This window comes from Mesorhizobium tianshanense, from assembly GCF_007830515.1.
Lineage (GTDB): Bacteria > Pseudomonadota > Alphaproteobacteria > Rhizobiales > Rhizobiaceae > Mesorhizobium > Mesorhizobium tianshanense.
Genome location: NZ_VLKT01000025.1, coordinates 1 through 17,591, shown reverse-complemented (window position 1 = coordinate 17,591; position 17,591 = coordinate 1). Strand labels below are relative to the sequence as shown.

Here is a 17,591-nt window from a genome sequence, read left to right as displayed (position 1 = left end):
CGATGGGTGCTTTCAAGGCGGCGGCGATCCAGATGCGTTCGGGCACCAGCCCCGAGCGCAACGCGGTCGATCTGGAGCGGCTGGTGCGCGAGGCGGCCGGCCAGGGTGCGGCCTATGTCCAGACCCCGGAAATGACCGGTGCGCTGGTCCGCGACAGCCGAGCGCGGGCCGCCTCCTTCACGTCCGAGGACAAGGATATTATCGTCTCGACGTCGCGGAAGCTGGCGAAGGAACTTGGCATCTTCCTGCATATCGGTTCGACCGCCATCCTGCGCGCCGACGGCAAGCTCGCCAACCGCGCGCTTCTGTTCGGGCCGGATGGCGCCACGATCGCCACCTACGACAAGATCCACATGTTCGACGTCGATCTCGACAATGGCGAGAGCTGGCGCGAATCCGCCGCCTACGAGCCGGGCACCGAAGCCGTCGTCACCGGGATCAGCGGCGCCGGGATCGACGGTGCGAGGCTGGGTTTCGCCGTCTGCTACGATCTGCGCTTTCCGCAGCTCTTCCGCGCCGAGGCGCTGGCCGGCGCCGACCTGCTTTCGGTGCCCGCCGCCTTCACCCGCCAGACCGGCGAGGCGCACTGGCATGTGCTGCTCAGGGCGCGCGCCATCGAGAACGGCGCCTATGTCGTGGCCGCGGCGCAAGGCGGACTGCACGAGGACGGCCGCGAGACTTACGGTCATTCGCTGATCGTCGATCCCTGGGGCCGTATCCTCGCCGAGGCGGCGCATGACGAGCCTGCCGTGATCGTCGCCGAGATCGACCCGGCGCAGTCTCTTGCCGCGCGCAAGAAGATCCCGAACCTGAAAAATGCACGGGATTTCGCCGTGAACGGCGGATCGGCCGAGGCCGTGCCTCTCAGGGGTGCGGCGTCTTGATCCGCTTTTCCCTGATCTGCGAGCACGACCACGAATTCGAAGGCTGGTTTCGCAGCAACGACGATTTCGACACCCAGAAGAAGCGCGGCTTCGTCGACTGTCCGAACTGCGGCTCGCACAGGATAGAAAAGGCATTGATGGCGCCGGCGGTCTCCACCGGGCGCAAGCAGGAGAAGATTGCGCTCGCCATGGGCGAGGCCCAGAAGTGGGCGCTGGCGCAACTGAAGGCGATGGCCGAGAAGGTGCGCGAGAACGCCGACTATGTCGGCGACAAGTTTGCCGAGGAAGCGCGCAAGATCCACTTCGGCGAGAGCGATCCGCGCGGCATCTATGGCGAGGCGACGCTGGAGGAGGCCAAGAGTCTGGCCGAGGACGGCGTCGAATTCATGCCGATCCCGAGCTTTCCGGAGGACCGGAACTGAGTCTCAACGGAGATTTGCGCCGACCGGAAAGGACCAAGCCGCAGCGTGGTATACGGTCACTTATTGGCCGCTTGGCGCGCCTAGGTGTAATCAAGTTCAGTGGCAACCTAACAATCGATGGCTCGCTGATTGTCAGCGATAAGGGCACTGACAAGATAGTCGAAGCGCTTGGCCTTATTCGTGATTTTGACCCCGTCCGGTACAAACGGCTGCTCCGCGACGTCAGGCAGATTCTTGTCACAACTCTTCCGTCTTCGGTCGCTCAATGGGCAGATTCTTCACGGGCTTGCGAACTGGATGAGCGCTACGTCATCCACCAAGAGACGACTCCCGAACTCGTCGCTTCGTGTATCGTCCATGAGGCCACGCATGCCCGGTTGATGCGATGCGGTATCGGCTACGAAGAGGAGTTGCGGGATCGCGTGGAGCGGGTCTGTCTGCGTCGGGAGATCGCCTTTGCGGCCAAATTGCCTGCCGGAACGGATCGGCTTGAACAAGTTGAGGCGACACTTGCCGCCATGCCGGATTTCTCCGACAAGGCAATGAACGAGCGCTATCTCGACGGCTTGCGAGATGCTCTTCTCTACCTCAACATGCCGGCTTGGCTTGTCGATCTCACCGTATCATACCGGCGGCGGCGACACCGGCGACGTTTCGCGCGGCAGCCAGCAAGCTGATCGGCTAGACTACACTTTCGATCAGTTTGCCAAGCAGATGGGCGAGCATCTCCCGCTCGGATAGCGTCAGGCCGGAAAGTATCTCGTGCTCGTTGGCGACGTGGGCGGCAAGCGCCTCGTCGATCAAGGCGAGACCTTTCGCGGTCAGTTGCACGACGATCCCGCGCCGGTCGTTGGGGTGCGGCCCGCGCAGGATCAAGCCGGCCTTTTCCAGCCGGTCGAGCCGGTTGGTCATGGCGCCCGACGTCACCATCGTCGCCTCATAGAGGGCGGTTGGCGTCAGCGCGTAAGGCGATCCGGAACGGCGCAGCGTCGCTAGCACATCGAATTCCCCGGATTGCAGTCCGAAACGCGCAAACAGCGGAGCGAGGCGTTCTCGTGCTATCAGCGACGAGGCCTCGTTCAACCGTCCCAGCACGGCCATCGGAGAGACGTCGAGATCCGGCCGTTCCCTGTTCCACTGCTCGATGGCCTTCGCTGCGCGATCCATCTATCTCACCGTAAAGTATCTTGACGTTAATAATCTTTGTATTATCTTATCTCAAGTTACGATGCCGGCCAAGAGCCGCTAACAGGCGACAAGGCTACGAAATGAAATTTATCTGGGATTCGGCGCTCGGCCTTTTGGTCGTCACAGGCGGCCTGCTCGGCCTGACGCTGCCTTTCGGCAAGCTGGCAACGGCGGCCGGCGTGCCGGCAATGGTCTGGGCCTTCGTCATTTCGCTCGGCGCGGGCGGCGTGCTGTTGCTGGCGCTTCTGTTACGCGGCGAACGCATCCGGCTGACGGCGCACAAGCTGCGCTATTTCTTCGTCACTGCGGCGGTGTCCTACGCCTTCCCCAATCTCCTGATGTTTTCGGCCATTCCGCATCTTGGCGCCGGCTACACCGGCATCACGTTCACGCTGTCGCCGGTGATCACGCTGGTGTTTTCGATCCTGCTCGGCGTCCGGCGCCCCAATCTGCTTGGCGTGGTCGGCATTGCCGTCGGCTTTGCCGGCGCGGTGATGGTGGCGGTGACGCGCGGCGAGGCCGGCCAACCGGCCGAATTCTTCTGGGTGGCGTTGGGGCTGCTCATCCCGGTCAGCCTTGCCGCCGGCAACATCTACCGCACGGTCGACTGGCCCGAAGGGACCGGACCGATCGAGCTTGCCGTCGGCAGCCATCTGGCAGCGGCCGCGCTGCTTTTTGGCGGCATCCTCACGCTGCAGGGCGGCGGATCGCTCGCCCTGCTTGGCGGCGTGCCGCTGGTGGTCGTCGGGCAGGTCGCGTCAGCCGCGGCGATGTTCGCCTTCTTCTTCCGGCTGCAGGCGGTCGGCGGCCCGGTCTATCTCAGCCAGATCGGCTATGTCGCGGCTGCGGTCGGGCTGTTTGCCGGAACGGTCTTTCTCGGCGAGCACTATCAATTGCTGACCTGGGCGGGTGCCGTCATCATCACCGCCGGCGTCTTCATCACCACCAAAGCGCAAAGCCAGATCGCCACAAAGGCGCAAAGCCAGACGGCGTGACCCAAGGGCTAATTAGGCCGTATCGCCGTCGGGTGCCTTCTCCGCCAGCACCATGTAGTTGACGTCCATGTCCTTCGACCGCTGCCAGCGATCGGCGAGCGGATTGTAGGTGACGCCGGTGCGGTCGATGATGGCCAGGCCAGCGCCGGCAAGCGCCTTTTCCAGCTCGTCCGGCCGCACCAGCTTGCCGAACTGGTGGGTGCCGCGCGGCAACCAGCGCAGCACATATTCGGCGCCGATGATGGCCAGGCCCAGCGCCTTCAGCGTGCGGTTGATGGTGGCGACGAACATGATGCCGCCGGGCTTGAGCATCTCGCCGCATTTGCCCACGAACAGGTCGATGTCGGCGACATGCTCGACCACTTCCATGTTGAGGATGACGTCGAATTTCTCGCCGGCGTCGGCCAGATCCTCCGCCGTCGTGGCACGGTAATCCACCGTCACGCCGACTTCCGCTGCATGCAGCTTGGCCACTTCGATGTTGGTGGCCGATGCGTCGGCGCCGACCACTTCGGCGCCAAGCCGCGCCATCGGCTCGCACAACAGCCCGCCGCCGCAGCCGATATCGAGGAAGCGCAGGCCTTCGAACGGCCGCGCCGCACGCGGGTCGCGGCCGAAGCGCGCCGCCACCTGGTCGCGTATATAGGCAAGCCGGATCGGATTGAACTTGTGCAGCGGGCGGAATTTGCCGTTCGGATTCCACCATTCGGCGGCAAGGGCGGAAAAGCGCTCCACTTCTCCGGCATCGATCGTCGACCGTCTGGGTTCTGGCATCGATTGGTCTCCCGAAGGCTCAAAAGTTCAGAGCGCGATCAGACGCAAAACAGGATACCACTTTTGCTGATCGCGCTCTGGTGACGTTAGGAAGTCGGGCGCGAGGCAGCGAATGTCAAGACAGCATTTTTTGCTGCTGGCAGGGCGGTGCTCACGATGCCCGCGAATGTCGGTGTTGCCGGCTGCGTTCCGTCAGCACATGTCAGCTTGTTAGCCCCGTCAGGAAACAAATTGCTCGGACGAGCGAACGAAAGACATCGTTTCAAAAGGGAGTGGACCAAGATGCGAATCGTAGCTTCGATCCTTTGGCGCCGGCTTGACCTGGAGGGCCACGACGCGTGCCTCCTGTCTGAATCTGGCCTGCCGTCCGAATCTGGCCGGCTTTCGCAACCGGATGGCGGGCGCAGCCTCAAGGGGCAGGCCCTCTTCGTCCAGGACGACAAGCCGTGCAGCCTTGCCTACGAGGTGACCTGCGATGCCGACTGGCATGCGCGATCGGCGCGCGTCGACGGCTTTCTCGGCATGCAAGACCTGCACTATGCGATTGAACGACATGCCGACGGCGGATGGATGCTGAACGGCGAACGCCAAGGAGACGTCGCTGGCCTCATCGATGTCGATCTCGGTTTCACGCCCGCCACCAACCTGCTGGCGATCCGCCGTTTCGACCTGGAGGTCGGCATGGCGACACCCGCTCCGGCCGCGTATCTGGCATTTCCCGAACTGAGGCTGGTGCGCCTCGGACAGGCCTACCGGCGTCTCGACGAGGCCCGTTACGCCTATGCCGCGCCGATGTTCGGCTACGACGAGGTCCTGGAAGTCTCGCCGGCCGGCTTCGTTGTCGATTATCCGGGCCTGTGGAGAGACGCGGCGCGCCTGGGCTGAAGCCACCACCATTTCCCGGCAGGCGTTGCGGGCACGCGCTGCTCCGCTCGCGTGATGCCTTCTTCGTCAGCCGCAACCGGCGGCACGCCTTGCGAAACCCGGAGCATTTGGCTAAGGAGGCCGCGCATTCAGCGGCCGGCCCAGCCGGACGCTCTCTTTTCCGTTTTTCGGCCGTCGGCACGGCACCCAGTCAAAGGCAGTTCGCTTCCATGGCGCGCATCGTGATGAAATTCGGCGGAACCTCCGTCGCCGACATCGCCCGCATCCGCAATGTGGCGCGCCATGTCAAACGCGAGGTCGATGCCGGCCATGAGGTCGCGGTGGTCGTCTCGGCGATGGCCGGCAAGACCAACGAACTCGTGCAATGGACGCGCGAAGCCTCGCCGATGCACGATGCGCGCGAATATGACGCCGTCGTCGCCTCCGGCGAGCAGGTCACCGCCGGCCTGCTGGCGATCGCGCTGCAGAACATGGGTGTCCATGCCCGCTCCTGGCAAGGCTGGCAAATCCCGATCAAGACCGACAATGCGCATGGCGCGGCGCGCATTCTCGACATCGACGGCGCCTTCCTGATCAAGCGCTTCGGCGAGGGCCAGGTGGCGGTGGTCGCCGGCTTCCAGGGCATCGGACCGGACAACCGCATCGCGACGCTCGGCCGCGGCGGCTCCGACACCAGTGCTGTTGCCATCGCGGCGGCGGTCAAGGCCGACCGATGCGACATCTACACCGATGTCGACGGGGTCTACACCACCGATCCGCGCATCGAACCGAAGGCGCGGCGGCTGGCCAAGATTTCCTTCGAGGAAATGCTTGAAATGGCCTCGCTCGGCGCCAAGGTCCTGCAGGTGCGCTCGGTCGAGCTTGCCATGGTGCACAGGGTGCGTACTTTCGTGCGGTCGTCCTTCGACGATCCCGACGCGCCCGGAATGGGGGATTTGCTCAATCCGCCCGGAACGCTTATTTGCGACGAGGAAGAGATCGTGGAACAGCAGGTCGTCACCGGAATTGCCTACGCCAAGGACGAAGCGCAGATTTCGTTGCGCCGTGTCGGCGACCGGCCGGGCGTTGCCGCCGGCATTTTCGGGCCGCTGGCCGAGGCCAACATCAATGTCGACATGATCGTCCAGAACATTTCCGAGGACGGCAAGTTCACCGACATGACCTTCACCGTGCCGTCCGGCGATGTCGACAAGGCGCTTGCCGTGCTCGAGCGGCTGAAGGCCACGATCGGTTACGACGTAGTGCAATCGGAAGCCGGCATGTCGAAGGTCTCGGTGATCGGCATCGGCATGCGCAGCCATGCGGGCGTTGCCGCCACCGCCTTCAAGGCACTGGCCGACAAGGCGATCAACATCCGTGCGATCACGACCTCCGAGATCAAGATTTCGATCCTGATCGACGGTCCCTACACCGAACTTGCGGTTCGTACTTTGCATTCCGTCTACGGTCTGGATAAGCAGTAGCAGACTGCACCGGCTCGAAAATCGGAGTCGATTTCGGAAAGCCCGATGCAGCGGATCGAAGTCTTGGAGCGTCCTTTGTGCGTCCAATTGGACGCGCGGGGCTCTAATTGAGTTGTTGCGTGAGCGCCGGCCGCGGGAGAAACTGCGGCGGGCAAAATGTCCATTGGAGAACAAGCCGCGATGCGTGATACGGCCAGCGGCCCGCGCGTTTTGCTGAAACGGCTCCGCGAGCTCATGCAGGAGCCGCTGGAGCCGCAGGAGCGGCTCGACCGCATCGTGCGCGACATCGCTTCCAACATGGTCGCCGAAGTGTGCTCGCTCTATGTGCTGCGCGCCGATTCGGTGCTCGAACTCTATGCCACCGAGGGCCTGAACCCGAACGCCGTCCATTTGGCGCAGCTCAGGCTGGGGGAAGGCCTCGTCGGCACGATCGCGGCCTCGGCACGGCCGCTCAATCTCTCCAATGCGCAGGAACATCCCGCCTTCGCCTACCTGCCGGAGACGGGGGAAGAGATCTACAATTCCTTCCTCGGCGTGCCGGTGCTCAGGGCGGGGCGCACGCTCGGCGTGCTGGTCGTCCAGAACAAGACCATGCGCCACTACCGCGACGACGAGGTCGAGGCGCTGGAAACGACAGCGATGGTGATCGCCGAGATGATCGCCACCGGCGACCTTGCCCGGCTGACCCGGCCCGGGCTCGAACTCGACCTACGCCGCCCGGTGAGCTTTACCGGCCTGTCCTTCAACGAGGGCGTCGGGCTTGGCCATGTCGTGCTGCACGAGCCGCGCATCGTCGTCACCAATCTGTTCAACGAGGACAGCGAGGAGGAGATCAGGCGGCTCGATGCCTCCCTCGGTTCGCTCAGGCTCTCCATCGACGACATGCTGGAACGCCGCGAGGTCGCCTTCGAGGGCGAGCATCGCCAGGTGCTCGAAGCCTATCGCATGTTCGCCAACGACAGTGGCTGGGTTCGCAGGCTGGAAGAGGCGATACGCAACGGCCTGACGGCGGAAGCGGCGGTGGAAAAAGTGCAGAGCGACATGCGTGCCCGCATGCTGCACATGACCGATCCGTATCTGCGCGAGCGGATGAGCGATTTCGACGATCTCGCCAACCGGTTGCTGCGCCAGTTGATGGGGCGTGGGCCTGAGGATGTCGCGGCCGCGCTGCCGAAGGACGCCATCATCGTCGCTCGCTCCATGGGCGCCGCCGAACTGCTCGACTATCCGCGCGACAAGCTGCGCGGGCTGGTGCTGGAGGACGGCGCGGCGACCAGCCATGTCGTCATCGTGGCGCGGGCCATGGGCATACCGGTCGCGGGCCAGATGAAAGGCGCCGTTTCCATGGCGGAAAACGGCGACGCCATCATTGTCGACGGCGTAGAGGGCACAATCCACCTGCGCCCTCAGGCCGATCTCGAAGCCGCCTATGCCGAAAAGGTCCGCTTCCGGGCGCGGCGGCAGGAGGTCTACCGCGAACTGCGCAAGAAGCCATCGGTGACCAAGGACGGCGTCCAAGTCGATCTTCTGATGAATGCGGGCCTGGCCGTCGATCTGCCGCAGCTTGCCGAGGCGGGTGCCGCCGGCATCGGACTGTTCCGCACCGAGCTGCAGTTCATGGTCGCCTCGACCTTTCCGCGTGCGGAGGCCCAGGAACGGCTCTACCGTGACGTGCTCGACGCGGCGCGCGGCAAGCCGGTGACATTCCGCACCATCGATATCGGCGGCGACAAGGTGCTGCCCTACTTCAAGGACGCGGTCCAGGAAGAGAACCCGGCACTCGGCTGGCGCGCCATCCGCTTGACTCTCGACCGGCCGGGCCTGTTGCGTACCCAGATCCGCGCGCTTCTGAAGGCCTGCGGCGGGCGTGAACTGAAGCTGATGCTGCCGATGGTCACAGAGCTCGGCGAAATCGCGCAGGCGCGCGAAATCATCGATCGCGAGGTGCGGCATCTATCGCGTTTTGCCCATCATTTGCCGACCAGCCTGAAGCTCGGGGCCATGCTGGAAGTGCCCTCGCTGCTGTTCCAGCTCGACGAACTGATGAAGGCCGTCGACTTCGTCTCGGTCGGCTCGAACGATCTGTTCCAGTTCGTCATGGCGGTCGATCGCGGCAACACGCAGCTCTCCGACCGCTTCGATGCGCTGTCGACGCCGTTCCTGCGCGTTCTGAAGCAGATTGCCGACGCCGGGCTGCGCAATCAAACCCCGGTGACCTTGTGCGGTGAACTGGCCGGCAAGCCGATCTCGGCGATGGCGCTGATCGGCCTTGGCTACCGGTCGATCTCGATGTCACCGGCCTCGATCGGTCCGGTCAAGGCAATGCTGACGGAACTGCCGCTCAGCGAGCTGCAAGCGTTCTTCGACGACAATCTCATGGCGCCGTCCCAGAAGTTGCCGATGCGGGCGCTGCTGCAAGCCTTTGCCGACGACCGCTCCATTCCGCTATAGATTTTCGCCATGATCAACCTGCCCCGCGACCGTATGGATCAAGTCGTCAAGCGTTTCGACATGCTCGAAGCGCAGATGTCGGCCGGACCGGCGCCTGACGCCTATGTCAGGATGGCGTCGGAGTACGCCGACATCGAGGAGATGGTGGCAAAGATCAGGGCGCTGCGCACCGCCGAGCATGAACAGGCCGACCTGGAGGCAATGCTCGCCGACAGAAGCACCGACGCGGAAATGCGGGCATTGGCCGAGGCCGACCTGCCTGAGGTCGAGGAGCGCATCGAAGCGCTGCAGAAGGACATCCAGATCCTGCTTCTGCCCAAGGATGCCGCCGACGAGAAGAATGCCATCCTCGAAATCCGCGCCGGCACCGGCGGCGACGAGGCAGCTCTCTTCGCCGGCGACCTGTTTCGCATGTACGAACGCTACGCCGCGGCACGCGGCTGGCGTTTCGAGACCGCGTCGGCCAGCGAGGGCGAGGTCGGCGGCTACAAGGAAATCATCGCCACCATTTCCGGCAAGGGCGTCTTTGCCCATCTGAAATTCGAGTCCGGCGTGCATCGAGTGCAGCGCGTGCCGGCGACCGAGGCCGGCGGCCGCATCCACACCTCGGCGGCGACGGTTGCCGTGCTGCCCGAGGCGGAAGAGGTCGACATCGACATCAGGGCCGAAGACATCCGCATCGACACGATGCGTGCCTCGGGCTCCGGCGGCCAGCATGTCAACACCACCGATTCGGCGGTGCGCATTACCCATCTGCCGACCGGCATCATGGTGGTGCAGGCGGAAAAGTCGCAGCACCAGAACCGGGCGAAGGCCATGCAGATCCTGCGGGCCAGGCTCTACGACCTCGAGCGCGGCAAGGCGGACGAGGAACGCTCCGAATCGCGCAAATCGCAGGTCGGTTCGGGCGATCGCTCGGAGCGCATCCGCACCTATAATTTCCCGCAAGGGCGCGTCACCGACCATCGCATCAACCTAACGCTCTACAAGCTCGACAGGGTGATGATGGGCGAACTCGACGAGATCATCGACGCTCTGATCGCCGATCACCAGTCGAAGCTGCTCGCCGATATCGGCCTCGATGGCTGACAGTCTGCCGGGTACGCTAGGGCCGCTGCTGAAAGCGGCGCAGGCACGCCTTGCCGCGGCCGCAGTCGCCGATCCAGCGCTGGATGCAAGGCTGATCGTCGAACATCTTTCCGGCACGACCCGCACGCAAGCCATCGCCGATCCCGAATGCAAGGTCGATGCCGGCGCGATTGCCGCGATCGATGCAGCCCTGAGGCGACGCATCGCCGGCGAGCCGGTGCATCGCATCCTTGGCCATCGCGAATTCTACGGCTTGCGCCTTTCGCTGTCACCGGAAACGCTGGAGCCGCGACCGGATACCGAAACGCTGGTCGAAGCGGTGCTGCCCTTCGTGAAGGCGACAGCGGCGCGGCAAGGCGAATGCCGGATCCTCGACCTCGGCACCGGCACCGGCGCCATTGCGCTGGCGCTGCTGAGCGCCGTTGCGGCGGCGATCGCCACCGGTGTCGATATTTCGCAAGGCGCGCTGGCTACCGCCATGCGCAATGCTAGGGAATTGGGGCTAGCCGACCGGTTCCAGGTGCTCAAATCCGACTGGTTCGAAAAAGTTTCTGGCCGATACCATGTAATTGTCGCAAACCCTCCCTATATAGCCTCGATAGACATTGAAAATCTGCAGGACGAAGTCCGCGATTTCGATCCACGCCAAGCCCTCGATGGCGGCGTGGACGGTCTGAGTCCATACAGGATCATCGCCGCCAAGGCGGCAGGTTTTTTGGAAGCCGAGGGCAGGATTGCGGTCGAGATCGGCCACACGCAACGCAAAGAGGTTACGGATATATTCTGCGCAGCCGGCTACACACCGGCGGGAGTATTCCGCGATCTTGGCGGAAACGGCAGAGTTCTGATCTTCGAACTGACAAAGCCGTGATGCAGTGCGAAAAAACGCTTGGCAATGCCGGGGAATGCGGCTAGGGTCGCCTTAACCGGATGAGACGAAGCAGGCAGTGCTCTTAGCGATTCGGTTTCCTTGGAAATAGCTGCCTTCTTGCGCAAACGACGCCCAAGCTTCGTGTGGGAATCGTCCGACAAGTGATGTAACCGGAACAGGATGACACGTGGCGCCAGCGCAATCGATGCGGGCGAACGCCGGTGAAGAAACGAAACGGCTGGCTGCATGAGCGCCTCCGTGCGTGAAAAGTTTTCGAAAATTTCAAAATGAAGAGAGTCGAATGAGGCCACAACAGCAGAACAGGCGCATGCGCGGTCGCAACAACAGCGGCGGCGGCAATAACAATAACAACAACCGCAAGGGTCCAAATCCCCTGACGCGCAACTACGAGAGCAACGGTCCGGATGTGAAGATCCGCGGATCTGCTCAGCAGATCGCCGAAAAATACGCAACCCTTGCCCGTGACGCGCAAAGCTCCGGCGACCGGGTAATGGCGGAAAACTATCTCCAGCACGCCGAGCATTACAATCGCATCATCGCTGCCGCGCAGGCGCAGATACCGATCCAGAATACTCAGCAAAACCGCGACGATTTCGACGAAGACGGCGACGAGGATCGCGATCAGTTCGACAATATCGGCAACAGCAACGTCGGAGAGGCTGCAACTCCGGTGGTCAATCACGGTGCCGGTCCGCAGCCGGTCATCGATGGCACGCCGGCCGAGTTGGCGTTCAACCAGGAAAACAGCCGCGACAATCGGGATAACGGTGGGCGCGATAACAGCGGGCGCGACGGCAACGGCCGCGACAATGGCGGCCGCCATCGCGACCGTCGTCCCAATGGCGGCTACGGCCAGAACGGCCAGCGCAGCGAGTTTGGCTCGCGTGGCGAGCAGGGCGGACAGCGCGGTGGTCAGAACCAGCGCAGCGAGACACCGGTACAGAACGAGACGCCCGTGCAGGCGGAAGTCGTGTCTGCGGTCGAGCCTGTTTCTGCTGCCGAACCCGCGCCGCAGTTCGAAGACTTTTCGCCGGCGGGTCTCGCCGCCCAGGCCGAGATGAAGGAAGCAGTCGCCGAAAGCGGTGCTGCCCGCCGCCCCAGGCGTCCGCGCCGTCCGCGTGTCAATTCCGATCAGGCGGATGGCGGTGATGCTGGCGCCGATAAGGTGAATGCGGCGCCGGCGGAAGACGCTGATGGCGAGCCCGCCATCGTCGACGTCAACAACTGATCGAGCAGGGCATTCAGACATTCCTGGACGGCGGAGAGAAATCTCCGCCGTTTTTGTCTGGCGCGCCCGTGGAATGTCCCCGTGGAATATTATGAGTTGACCGACATCAAGGCGTCTTGAGAGACCATGGGCTATGCACCATATCTCGCGTGAACAGGACTTGGCTCGAACGGGCGGGTCCGTCACCGCAATCTGATCCGGTGCCGCAAAGCGGGCTGGTGACGGAAGGAGACAGATATGAACCTTGAAAAATACTCCGAGCGCGTGCGCGGCTTCATCCAGTCCGCGCAGACCATGGCGCTCTCGCGCAACCACCAGCAATTCACCCCCGAACATATATTGAAAGTGCTCGTCGACGACGACGAGGGCTTGGCCGCGTCGTTGATCGAGCGCGCTGGCGGCAGCCTTCGCGACGTCAAGCTTGGCGTCGAATCGGCCCTGGAGGCAATGCCCAAGGTGGAAGGCGGCAACGGGCAGCTTTATCTGGCGCAGCCGCTGGCCAAGGTGTTCTCGACCGCCGAGGAACTGGCCAAGAAGGCCGGGGACAGCTTTGTCACGGTCGAACGGCTGCTGACGGCGCTTGCGGTCGAGAAATCCGCCAAGACCGCCGACATCCTGGCCAAGGCCGGCGTGACCGCGCAGGCGCTGAACCAGGTGATCAACGATGTCCGCAAGGGCCGCACCGCCGATTCGGCGAGCGCCGAGCAGGGCTATGACGCGCTGAAGAAGTACGCGCGCGACCTCACCGCCGACGGCCGCGCCGGCAAGCTCGACCCCGTCATCGGCCGCGACGACGAGATCCGCCGCACCATCCAGGTGCTGTCGCGCCGCACCAAGAACAATCCTGTGCTGATCGGTGAACCCGGCGTCGGCAAGACGGCGATCGCCGAAGGGCTGGCGTTGCGCATCGTCAACGGCGACGTGCCGGAATCGCTCAAGGATAAGCAGTTGATGGCGCTCGACATGGGAGCGCTGATCGCCGGTGCCAAATATCGCGGCGAATTCGAGGAGCGGCTGAAGGCGGTGCTTTCGGAAGTTACCGCTGCCGCCGGCGGCATCATCCTGTTCATCGACGAGATGCATACGCTGGTCGGCGCCGGCAAGGCGGATGGCGCGATGGATGCGTCGAACCTGTTGAAGCCGGCGCTGGCACGCGGCGAACTGCACTGCGTCGGCGCGACGACGCTCGATGAATACCGCAAGCATGTCGAGAAGGATGCGGCCCTTGCCCGTCGCTTCCAGCCGGTCTTCGTCAATGAGCCGACCGTCGAAGACACCGTCTCCATTCTGCGCGGCCTGAAGGAAAAGTACGAGCAGCACCACAAGGTGCGCATCTCGGATTCGGCGCTGGTCGCTGCAGCGTCGCTGTCCAACCGCTATATTGCCGACCGGTTCCTGCCGGACAAGGCGATCGACCTTGTCGACGAGGCCGCGTCACGGCTCCGGATGCAGGTCGATTCGAAGCCTGAAGCGCTGGACGAGATCGACCGCCGTATCATGCAGCTCAAGATCGAGCGCGAGGCGCTGAAGGTCGAGAAGGACGATGCGTCGAAGGACCGGCTCGCCCGCCTCGAAAAGGATCTTTCCGGTCTGGAAGAAGAATCGACCGAACTCACCTCGAAGTGGCAGGCCGAAAAGCAGAAGCTCGGGCTCGCCGCCGACTTGAAGAAACAACTCGACGAGGCGCGCAACGAACTCGCCATTGCCCAGCGCAAGGGTGAGTTCCAGCGTGCCGGCGAACTCGCCTATGGCAATATCCCGGAACTGGAAAAGAAGCTGAAGGAAGCCGAGGCCCAGGACGGCAAGGCGGGCATGGTCGAAGAGGTGGTCACCCCCGATCACGTTGCCCATATCGTGTCGCGCTGGACCGGCATTCCGGTCGACAAGATGCTGCAGGGCGAGCGTGACAAGCTGTTGCGCATGGAAGACGAGATCGGCAAGCGCGTCGTCGGCCAGGGCGAGGCGGTGCAGGCGGTATCGAAAGCCGTCCGTCGTGCCCGCGCGGGCCTGCAGGATCCGAACCGGCCGATCGGCTCATTCATGTTCCTCGGGCCGACGGGCGTCGGCAAGACCGAGCTGACCAAGGCGCTGGCGAGCTTCCTGTTCGACGACGAGAGCGCCATGGTGCGCATCGACATGTCGGAGTTCATGGAGAAGCACTCGGTCGCCCGGCTGATCGGCGCGCCTCCCGGCTATGTCGGCTATGAGGAAGGCGGCGCGCTGACCGAAGCGGTGCGGCGCCGGCCCTATCAGGTCGTGCTGTTCGACGAGATCGAGAAGGCGCATCCGGACGTGTTCAACGTGCTGCTGCAGGTGCTCGACGACGGCCGCCTGACCGACGGGCAGGGCCGCACGGTCGACTTCCGCAACACGCTGATCATCATGACGTCGAACCTCGGCGCCGAATATCTGGTCAATCTCGGCGAGGACCAGGACGTCGATGCCGTGCGTGACGAGGTGATGAGCGTCGTCAGGGCGTCGTTCCGGCCGGAGTTCCTCAACCGCGTCGACGAGGTGATCCTGTTCCACAGGCTGCGCCGGCAGGATATGGGCCGCATCGTCGAGATCCAGCTCAAGCGGCTGGAAAACCTGCTCGTCGATCGCAAGATCACGCTTTCGCTGGATAAGGAGGCGATCGACTGGCTGGCGGCCAAGGGCTACGATCCGGCCTATGGCGCGCGGCCGCTGAAGCGGGTGATGCAGAAGGACCTGCAGGATCCGCTGGCGGAAAAGATCCTGCTCGGCGACATCCTTGATGGCTCGACCGTCAAGGTTACCGCCGGTTCCGACCGGTTGAATTTCCGCTCGAAGCCCACGGTCGTGGCGACTGAGGCGGCCGCCTGATTTTCCAGGCCGCCACATACTTAAACGGCGGGGCGCGGATGACGCTGGACGATTACGACAGCTTCTGCGCCTCGCTGCCTTCGGCCATCCACGTCGTCCAGTGGGGCGGCGCCCATGTCCGGAAGGTCGGAGCCAAGGTCTTTGCGATCGGCGGCTGGGGCGACGGCAAGGAGCCATCCGTCACCTTCAAATGCTCCGATATCGCCTATGACATCCTGAAGGAACAGCCGGGTCTTCGGCCCGCGCCCTATCTTGCGTCACGCGGCATGAAATGGATCCAGCGCCAGACAAGCCGAAGCATGGACGATGACGCGTTGAAGGACTATCTGCGCGAAAGCCATCGCCTTGTCGTGCTGAAACTGACGAAGCAGGCGCGCAGGGAATTGGGACTCTCCGCCAGCTAGCTTTGTTGCTCTCACCGCCAGAAATCCGCCATCTTCATGCCCGGTTCATGTTGGAACCTTATGCTCGGTGACTGATTTGCTGGCGAAGGGGTTCGCCTAAGGCGTCGGTCCGAAAATCGAAGTCGATTTTCGGAAGGCACGATGCGGAGATTCATGGCGTTAGAGCGTCCTTTGCGCGTCCGAAACGACGTGCGGCGCTCCAAAGAGGCAATGCCGGGCAGCGGCAATTACGGACCGGAGAATTTGGCCAACATGTTCCGCACGATCTTCACCCTTTCGGCGTTCGCCGCCGGGCTGCTTTCTTCGAGCGCAATGGCCGCGCCGACGGAAGACATCGCGCCGCGATCGGCCCATGCAGGCGATGCCGGTGGTGTGCTGGTTGCCCAGAACGGCGATTTGGACGTCTACTACGACGCCAGGGGAAACCGCGTCATCGTCGACGCTGAAACCGGCAAGGTCCTCGCCATCCAGCCGCCGCAGACCAGGTTCGATCGCCGTACGCTCCGCCGCGACCGCGACCGCAATCTCGGACCGGTCGAGGACGACCGCTATTATCTCGACGATCCGGAAGATACGGCGCGCTTGCGCCGCAGGCAGTTGGAAGAGGAAGGCCTGGTTGTCGTACCGCCGGTCGACGAATACGATTCCTACAACAATTCGGTGGAAGCTTTTCCCGAAGCACCGCGCGATGATGGCAGCTATGGCAATGATTATCCGGAAGCGCCACAGCCGCGCACCGTCGAGCGCCAGCCGCTCAACGAGGTTTCGATCGAACCGCTCGAGCCGACAGCGCCGGGCGACCAGGCGGCACTGCCGCCAAAGATCGGCGGCAAGACTATCGCCGATCCGTCGCTTTCGCTCGGTGCACGCGAGGATGTTGCTGCGTTGCAAGTGCTGCTCGACCGCGTCGGCGCTTCGCCCGGCGTCGTCGACGGACGCTTCGGCTCGAATGTCGACAAGGCGCTCGCCGCCTACAACGAGATCACTGGCAGTAACCTGCGGTCGACCGATGCGGTCGGCATCCAGGCGGCCCTTGAGCAAACCGGCGGCGATGCCTTCGCCTCCTACGAGATCACGCCCGAGGATGCGGCCGGCCCCTATGTCGCCTCGGTGCCGGAAGACTACGGCCAGAAGGCGCAACTCGACCGGCTGAGCTACACCTCCGTCACTGAAGCGCTGGCCGAACGCTTCCACATGGACGAGAAATACCTGAAGGCGCTCAATCCGGAAGCTAATTTCAACCGTCCCGGCACGATCATCAAGGTCGCCAATTTCGGCAAGCTGGTGGCGAAGCCGGTGGCGCGCATCATCGCCGACAAGGGCAACAAGCAGGTCCGTGCCTATGATGCGTCGGGCAAGCTGGTCGCGACCTATCCGGCCACCATCGGCTCGGCGGACACGCCATCGCCGTCAGGCCTGCATACGGTGTCGCGGGTCGCCTTGGACCCGAACTACACCTACAACCCAAAGATCAATTTCAAGCAGGGCGAAAACGACAAGGTGCTGACCATTCCGCCGGGTCCGAACGGCCCGGTCGGCTCGGTCTGGATCGCGCTGGACAAGCCGACCTACGGCATTCACGGCACGCCAGATCCCTCCAAGATCGGCAGGACCGAGAGTCATGGCTGCGTGCGGCTGACCAACTGGGACGCGCGCGAACTGGCCAAGGTTGTGTCGCCGGGCGTCACGGTGGAATTCGTCGACTGAACGCCATCGCTTGGGTCTGCCAATAATTTTTCGCTAGAGCGTGTCGCGTTTGACGTGATTCAGGATTCCCATTGAGGCTGCGGCGTGATTCATTGCGGTTTGAAGGAGAACCGCGATGGGCAAGCCGCTACCGATGGCGTTGCGTGAGCGTGTTGCTGGGTATGTCGACGAGGGGCACGGACACCGGGAAGCCGCCCGGCATTTCCGCATTTCGCCTCGTTTCGTGAACGAGTTGATGAAGCTGCGGCGGGAAACGGGGTCGCTCGAACCTCGCCGCCAGGGCCATGCGCCGGGTGTTGGCAAGCTGGCGCCGCATGCCGCCTTCGTGCGCCGGCGGATGGCGGAGACGGGGGAACTGACGCTGG

The 17,591-nt window shown here is 63.5% G+C and carries 15 protein-coding genes and 1 pseudogene; 14 read left to right on the top strand and 2 right to left on the bottom strand.

Translation table 11 applies throughout. The features are described from left to right. Positions 1–2: 2 nt before the first annotated feature. From IQ26_RS19855 to IQ26_RS19845, 3 genes are all read left to right on the top strand, one after another. Entirely contained in the window at positions 3–884 is an 882-nt protein-coding gene (locus IQ26_RS19855) for a carbon-nitrogen hydrolase family protein (RefSeq protein WP_145720054.1), read from the top strand. Then, the gene (locus IQ26_RS19850; RefSeq protein WP_145720053.1) at positions 881–1,306 is read left to right on the top strand and encodes a DUF1178 family protein; all 426 of its coding nucleotides are present in this window, start codon (positions 881–883) and stop codon (positions 1,304–1,306) included. The genes IQ26_RS19855 and IQ26_RS19850 overlap by 4 nt, the downstream gene beginning before the upstream one ends. 71 nt (positions 1,307–1,377) lie before the next feature. After that, positions 1,378–1,983, top strand: coding sequence for a hypothetical protein (locus IQ26_RS19845; RefSeq protein ID WP_208760187.1), 606 nt, complete (start codon positions 1,378–1,380; stop codon positions 1,981–1,983). A 4-nt stretch (positions 1,984–1,987) separates the two neighbouring features. Here IQ26_RS19845 and IQ26_RS19840 read toward each other — a convergent pair whose 3' ends face one another. Next, positions 1,988–2,473 carry a MarR family winged helix-turn-helix transcriptional regulator gene (locus IQ26_RS19840; RefSeq protein ID WP_145720051.1) on the bottom strand — a complete coding sequence of 162 codons (486 nt, stop codon included), beginning with the start codon at positions 2,471–2,473 and terminating at the stop codon, positions 1,988–1,990. A 101-nt stretch (positions 2,474–2,574) separates the two neighbouring features. Here IQ26_RS19840 and IQ26_RS19835 point away from each other — a divergent pair, with 101 nt between their 5' ends. Continuing rightward, positions 2,575–3,489 carry a DMT family transporter gene (locus tag IQ26_RS19835; RefSeq protein WP_145720050.1) on the top strand — a complete coding sequence of 305 codons (915 nt, stop codon included), beginning with the start codon at positions 2,575–2,577 and terminating at the stop codon, positions 3,487–3,489. 12 nt (positions 3,490–3,501) lie between these two features. Here the strand turns inward: IQ26_RS19835 and ubiG are convergent, their stop codons facing one another. Beyond that, positions 3,502–4,263, bottom strand: coding sequence for a bifunctional 2-polyprenyl-6-hydroxyphenol methylase/3-demethylubiquinol 3-O-methyltransferase UbiG (gene ubiG, locus IQ26_RS19830; protein ID WP_145720049.1), 762 nt, complete (start codon positions 4,261–4,263; stop codon positions 3,502–3,504). A gap of 282 nt (positions 4,264–4,545) precedes the next feature. Between ubiG and IQ26_RS19825 the strand changes: the two genes are divergently transcribed. The 10 genes and pseudogenes from IQ26_RS19825 to IQ26_RS19780 form a co-directional block, all read left to right on the top strand. Beyond that, positions 4,546–5,148, top strand: coding sequence for a putative glycolipid-binding domain-containing protein (locus IQ26_RS19825; protein ID WP_145720048.1), 603 nt, complete (start codon positions 4,546–4,548; stop codon positions 5,146–5,148). Positions 5,149–5,357: 209 nt separating this feature from the next. Further along, positions 5,358–6,611, top strand: a complete 1,254-nt coding sequence (locus IQ26_RS19820; protein WP_095486022.1) for an aspartate kinase — start codon at positions 5,358–5,360, stop codon at positions 6,609–6,611. Between the two features lie 180 nt (positions 6,612–6,791). Beyond that, a complete protein-coding gene (gene ptsP, locus IQ26_RS19815; RefSeq protein WP_145720047.1) occupies positions 6,792–9,062 on the top strand; it encodes a phosphoenolpyruvate--protein phosphotransferase in 2,271 nt (756 codons plus the stop codon). Between the two features lie 9 nt (positions 9,063–9,071). Continuing rightward, positions 9,072–10,151 (top strand): peptide chain release factor 1, encoded by a 1,080-nt coding sequence (gene prfA, locus IQ26_RS19810; protein WP_145720046.1) that lies wholly within the window; start codon positions 9,072–9,074, stop codon positions 10,149–10,151. After that, positions 10,144–11,022: a peptide chain release factor N(5)-glutamine methyltransferase gene (prmC, locus tag IQ26_RS19805; protein WP_145720045.1), complete on the top strand. Its 879-nt coding sequence runs from the start codon at positions 10,144–10,146 to the stop codon at positions 11,020–11,022. The genes prfA and prmC overlap by 8 nt, the downstream gene beginning before the upstream one ends. A gap of 301 nt (positions 11,023–11,323) precedes the next feature. Continuing rightward, positions 11,324–12,271, top strand: a complete 948-nt coding sequence (locus IQ26_RS19800) for a DUF4167 domain-containing protein (RefSeq protein WP_145720044.1) — start codon at positions 11,324–11,326, stop codon at positions 12,269–12,271. Between the two features lie 237 nt (positions 12,272–12,508). Next, the gene (gene clpB, locus IQ26_RS19795; protein WP_145720043.1) at positions 12,509–15,115 is read left to right on the top strand and encodes an ATP-dependent chaperone ClpB; all 2,607 of its coding nucleotides are present in this window, start codon (positions 12,509–12,511) and stop codon (positions 15,113–15,115) included. 38 nt (positions 15,116–15,153) lie between these two features. Next, positions 15,154–15,519 carry an MmcQ/YjbR family DNA-binding protein gene (locus IQ26_RS19790; protein WP_145720042.1) on the top strand — a complete coding sequence of 122 codons (366 nt, stop codon included), beginning with the start codon at positions 15,154–15,156 and terminating at the stop codon, positions 15,517–15,519. 252 nt (positions 15,520–15,771) lie between these two features. Further along, positions 15,772–17,226, top strand: a complete 1,455-nt coding sequence (locus tag IQ26_RS19785; protein ID WP_145720149.1) for a L,D-transpeptidase family protein — start codon at positions 15,772–15,774, stop codon at positions 17,224–17,226. Between the two features lie 115 nt (positions 17,227–17,341). Further along, a pseudogene (locus IQ26_RS19780) lies at positions 17,342–17,591 on the top strand (helix-turn-helix domain-containing protein); the annotation flags it as partial.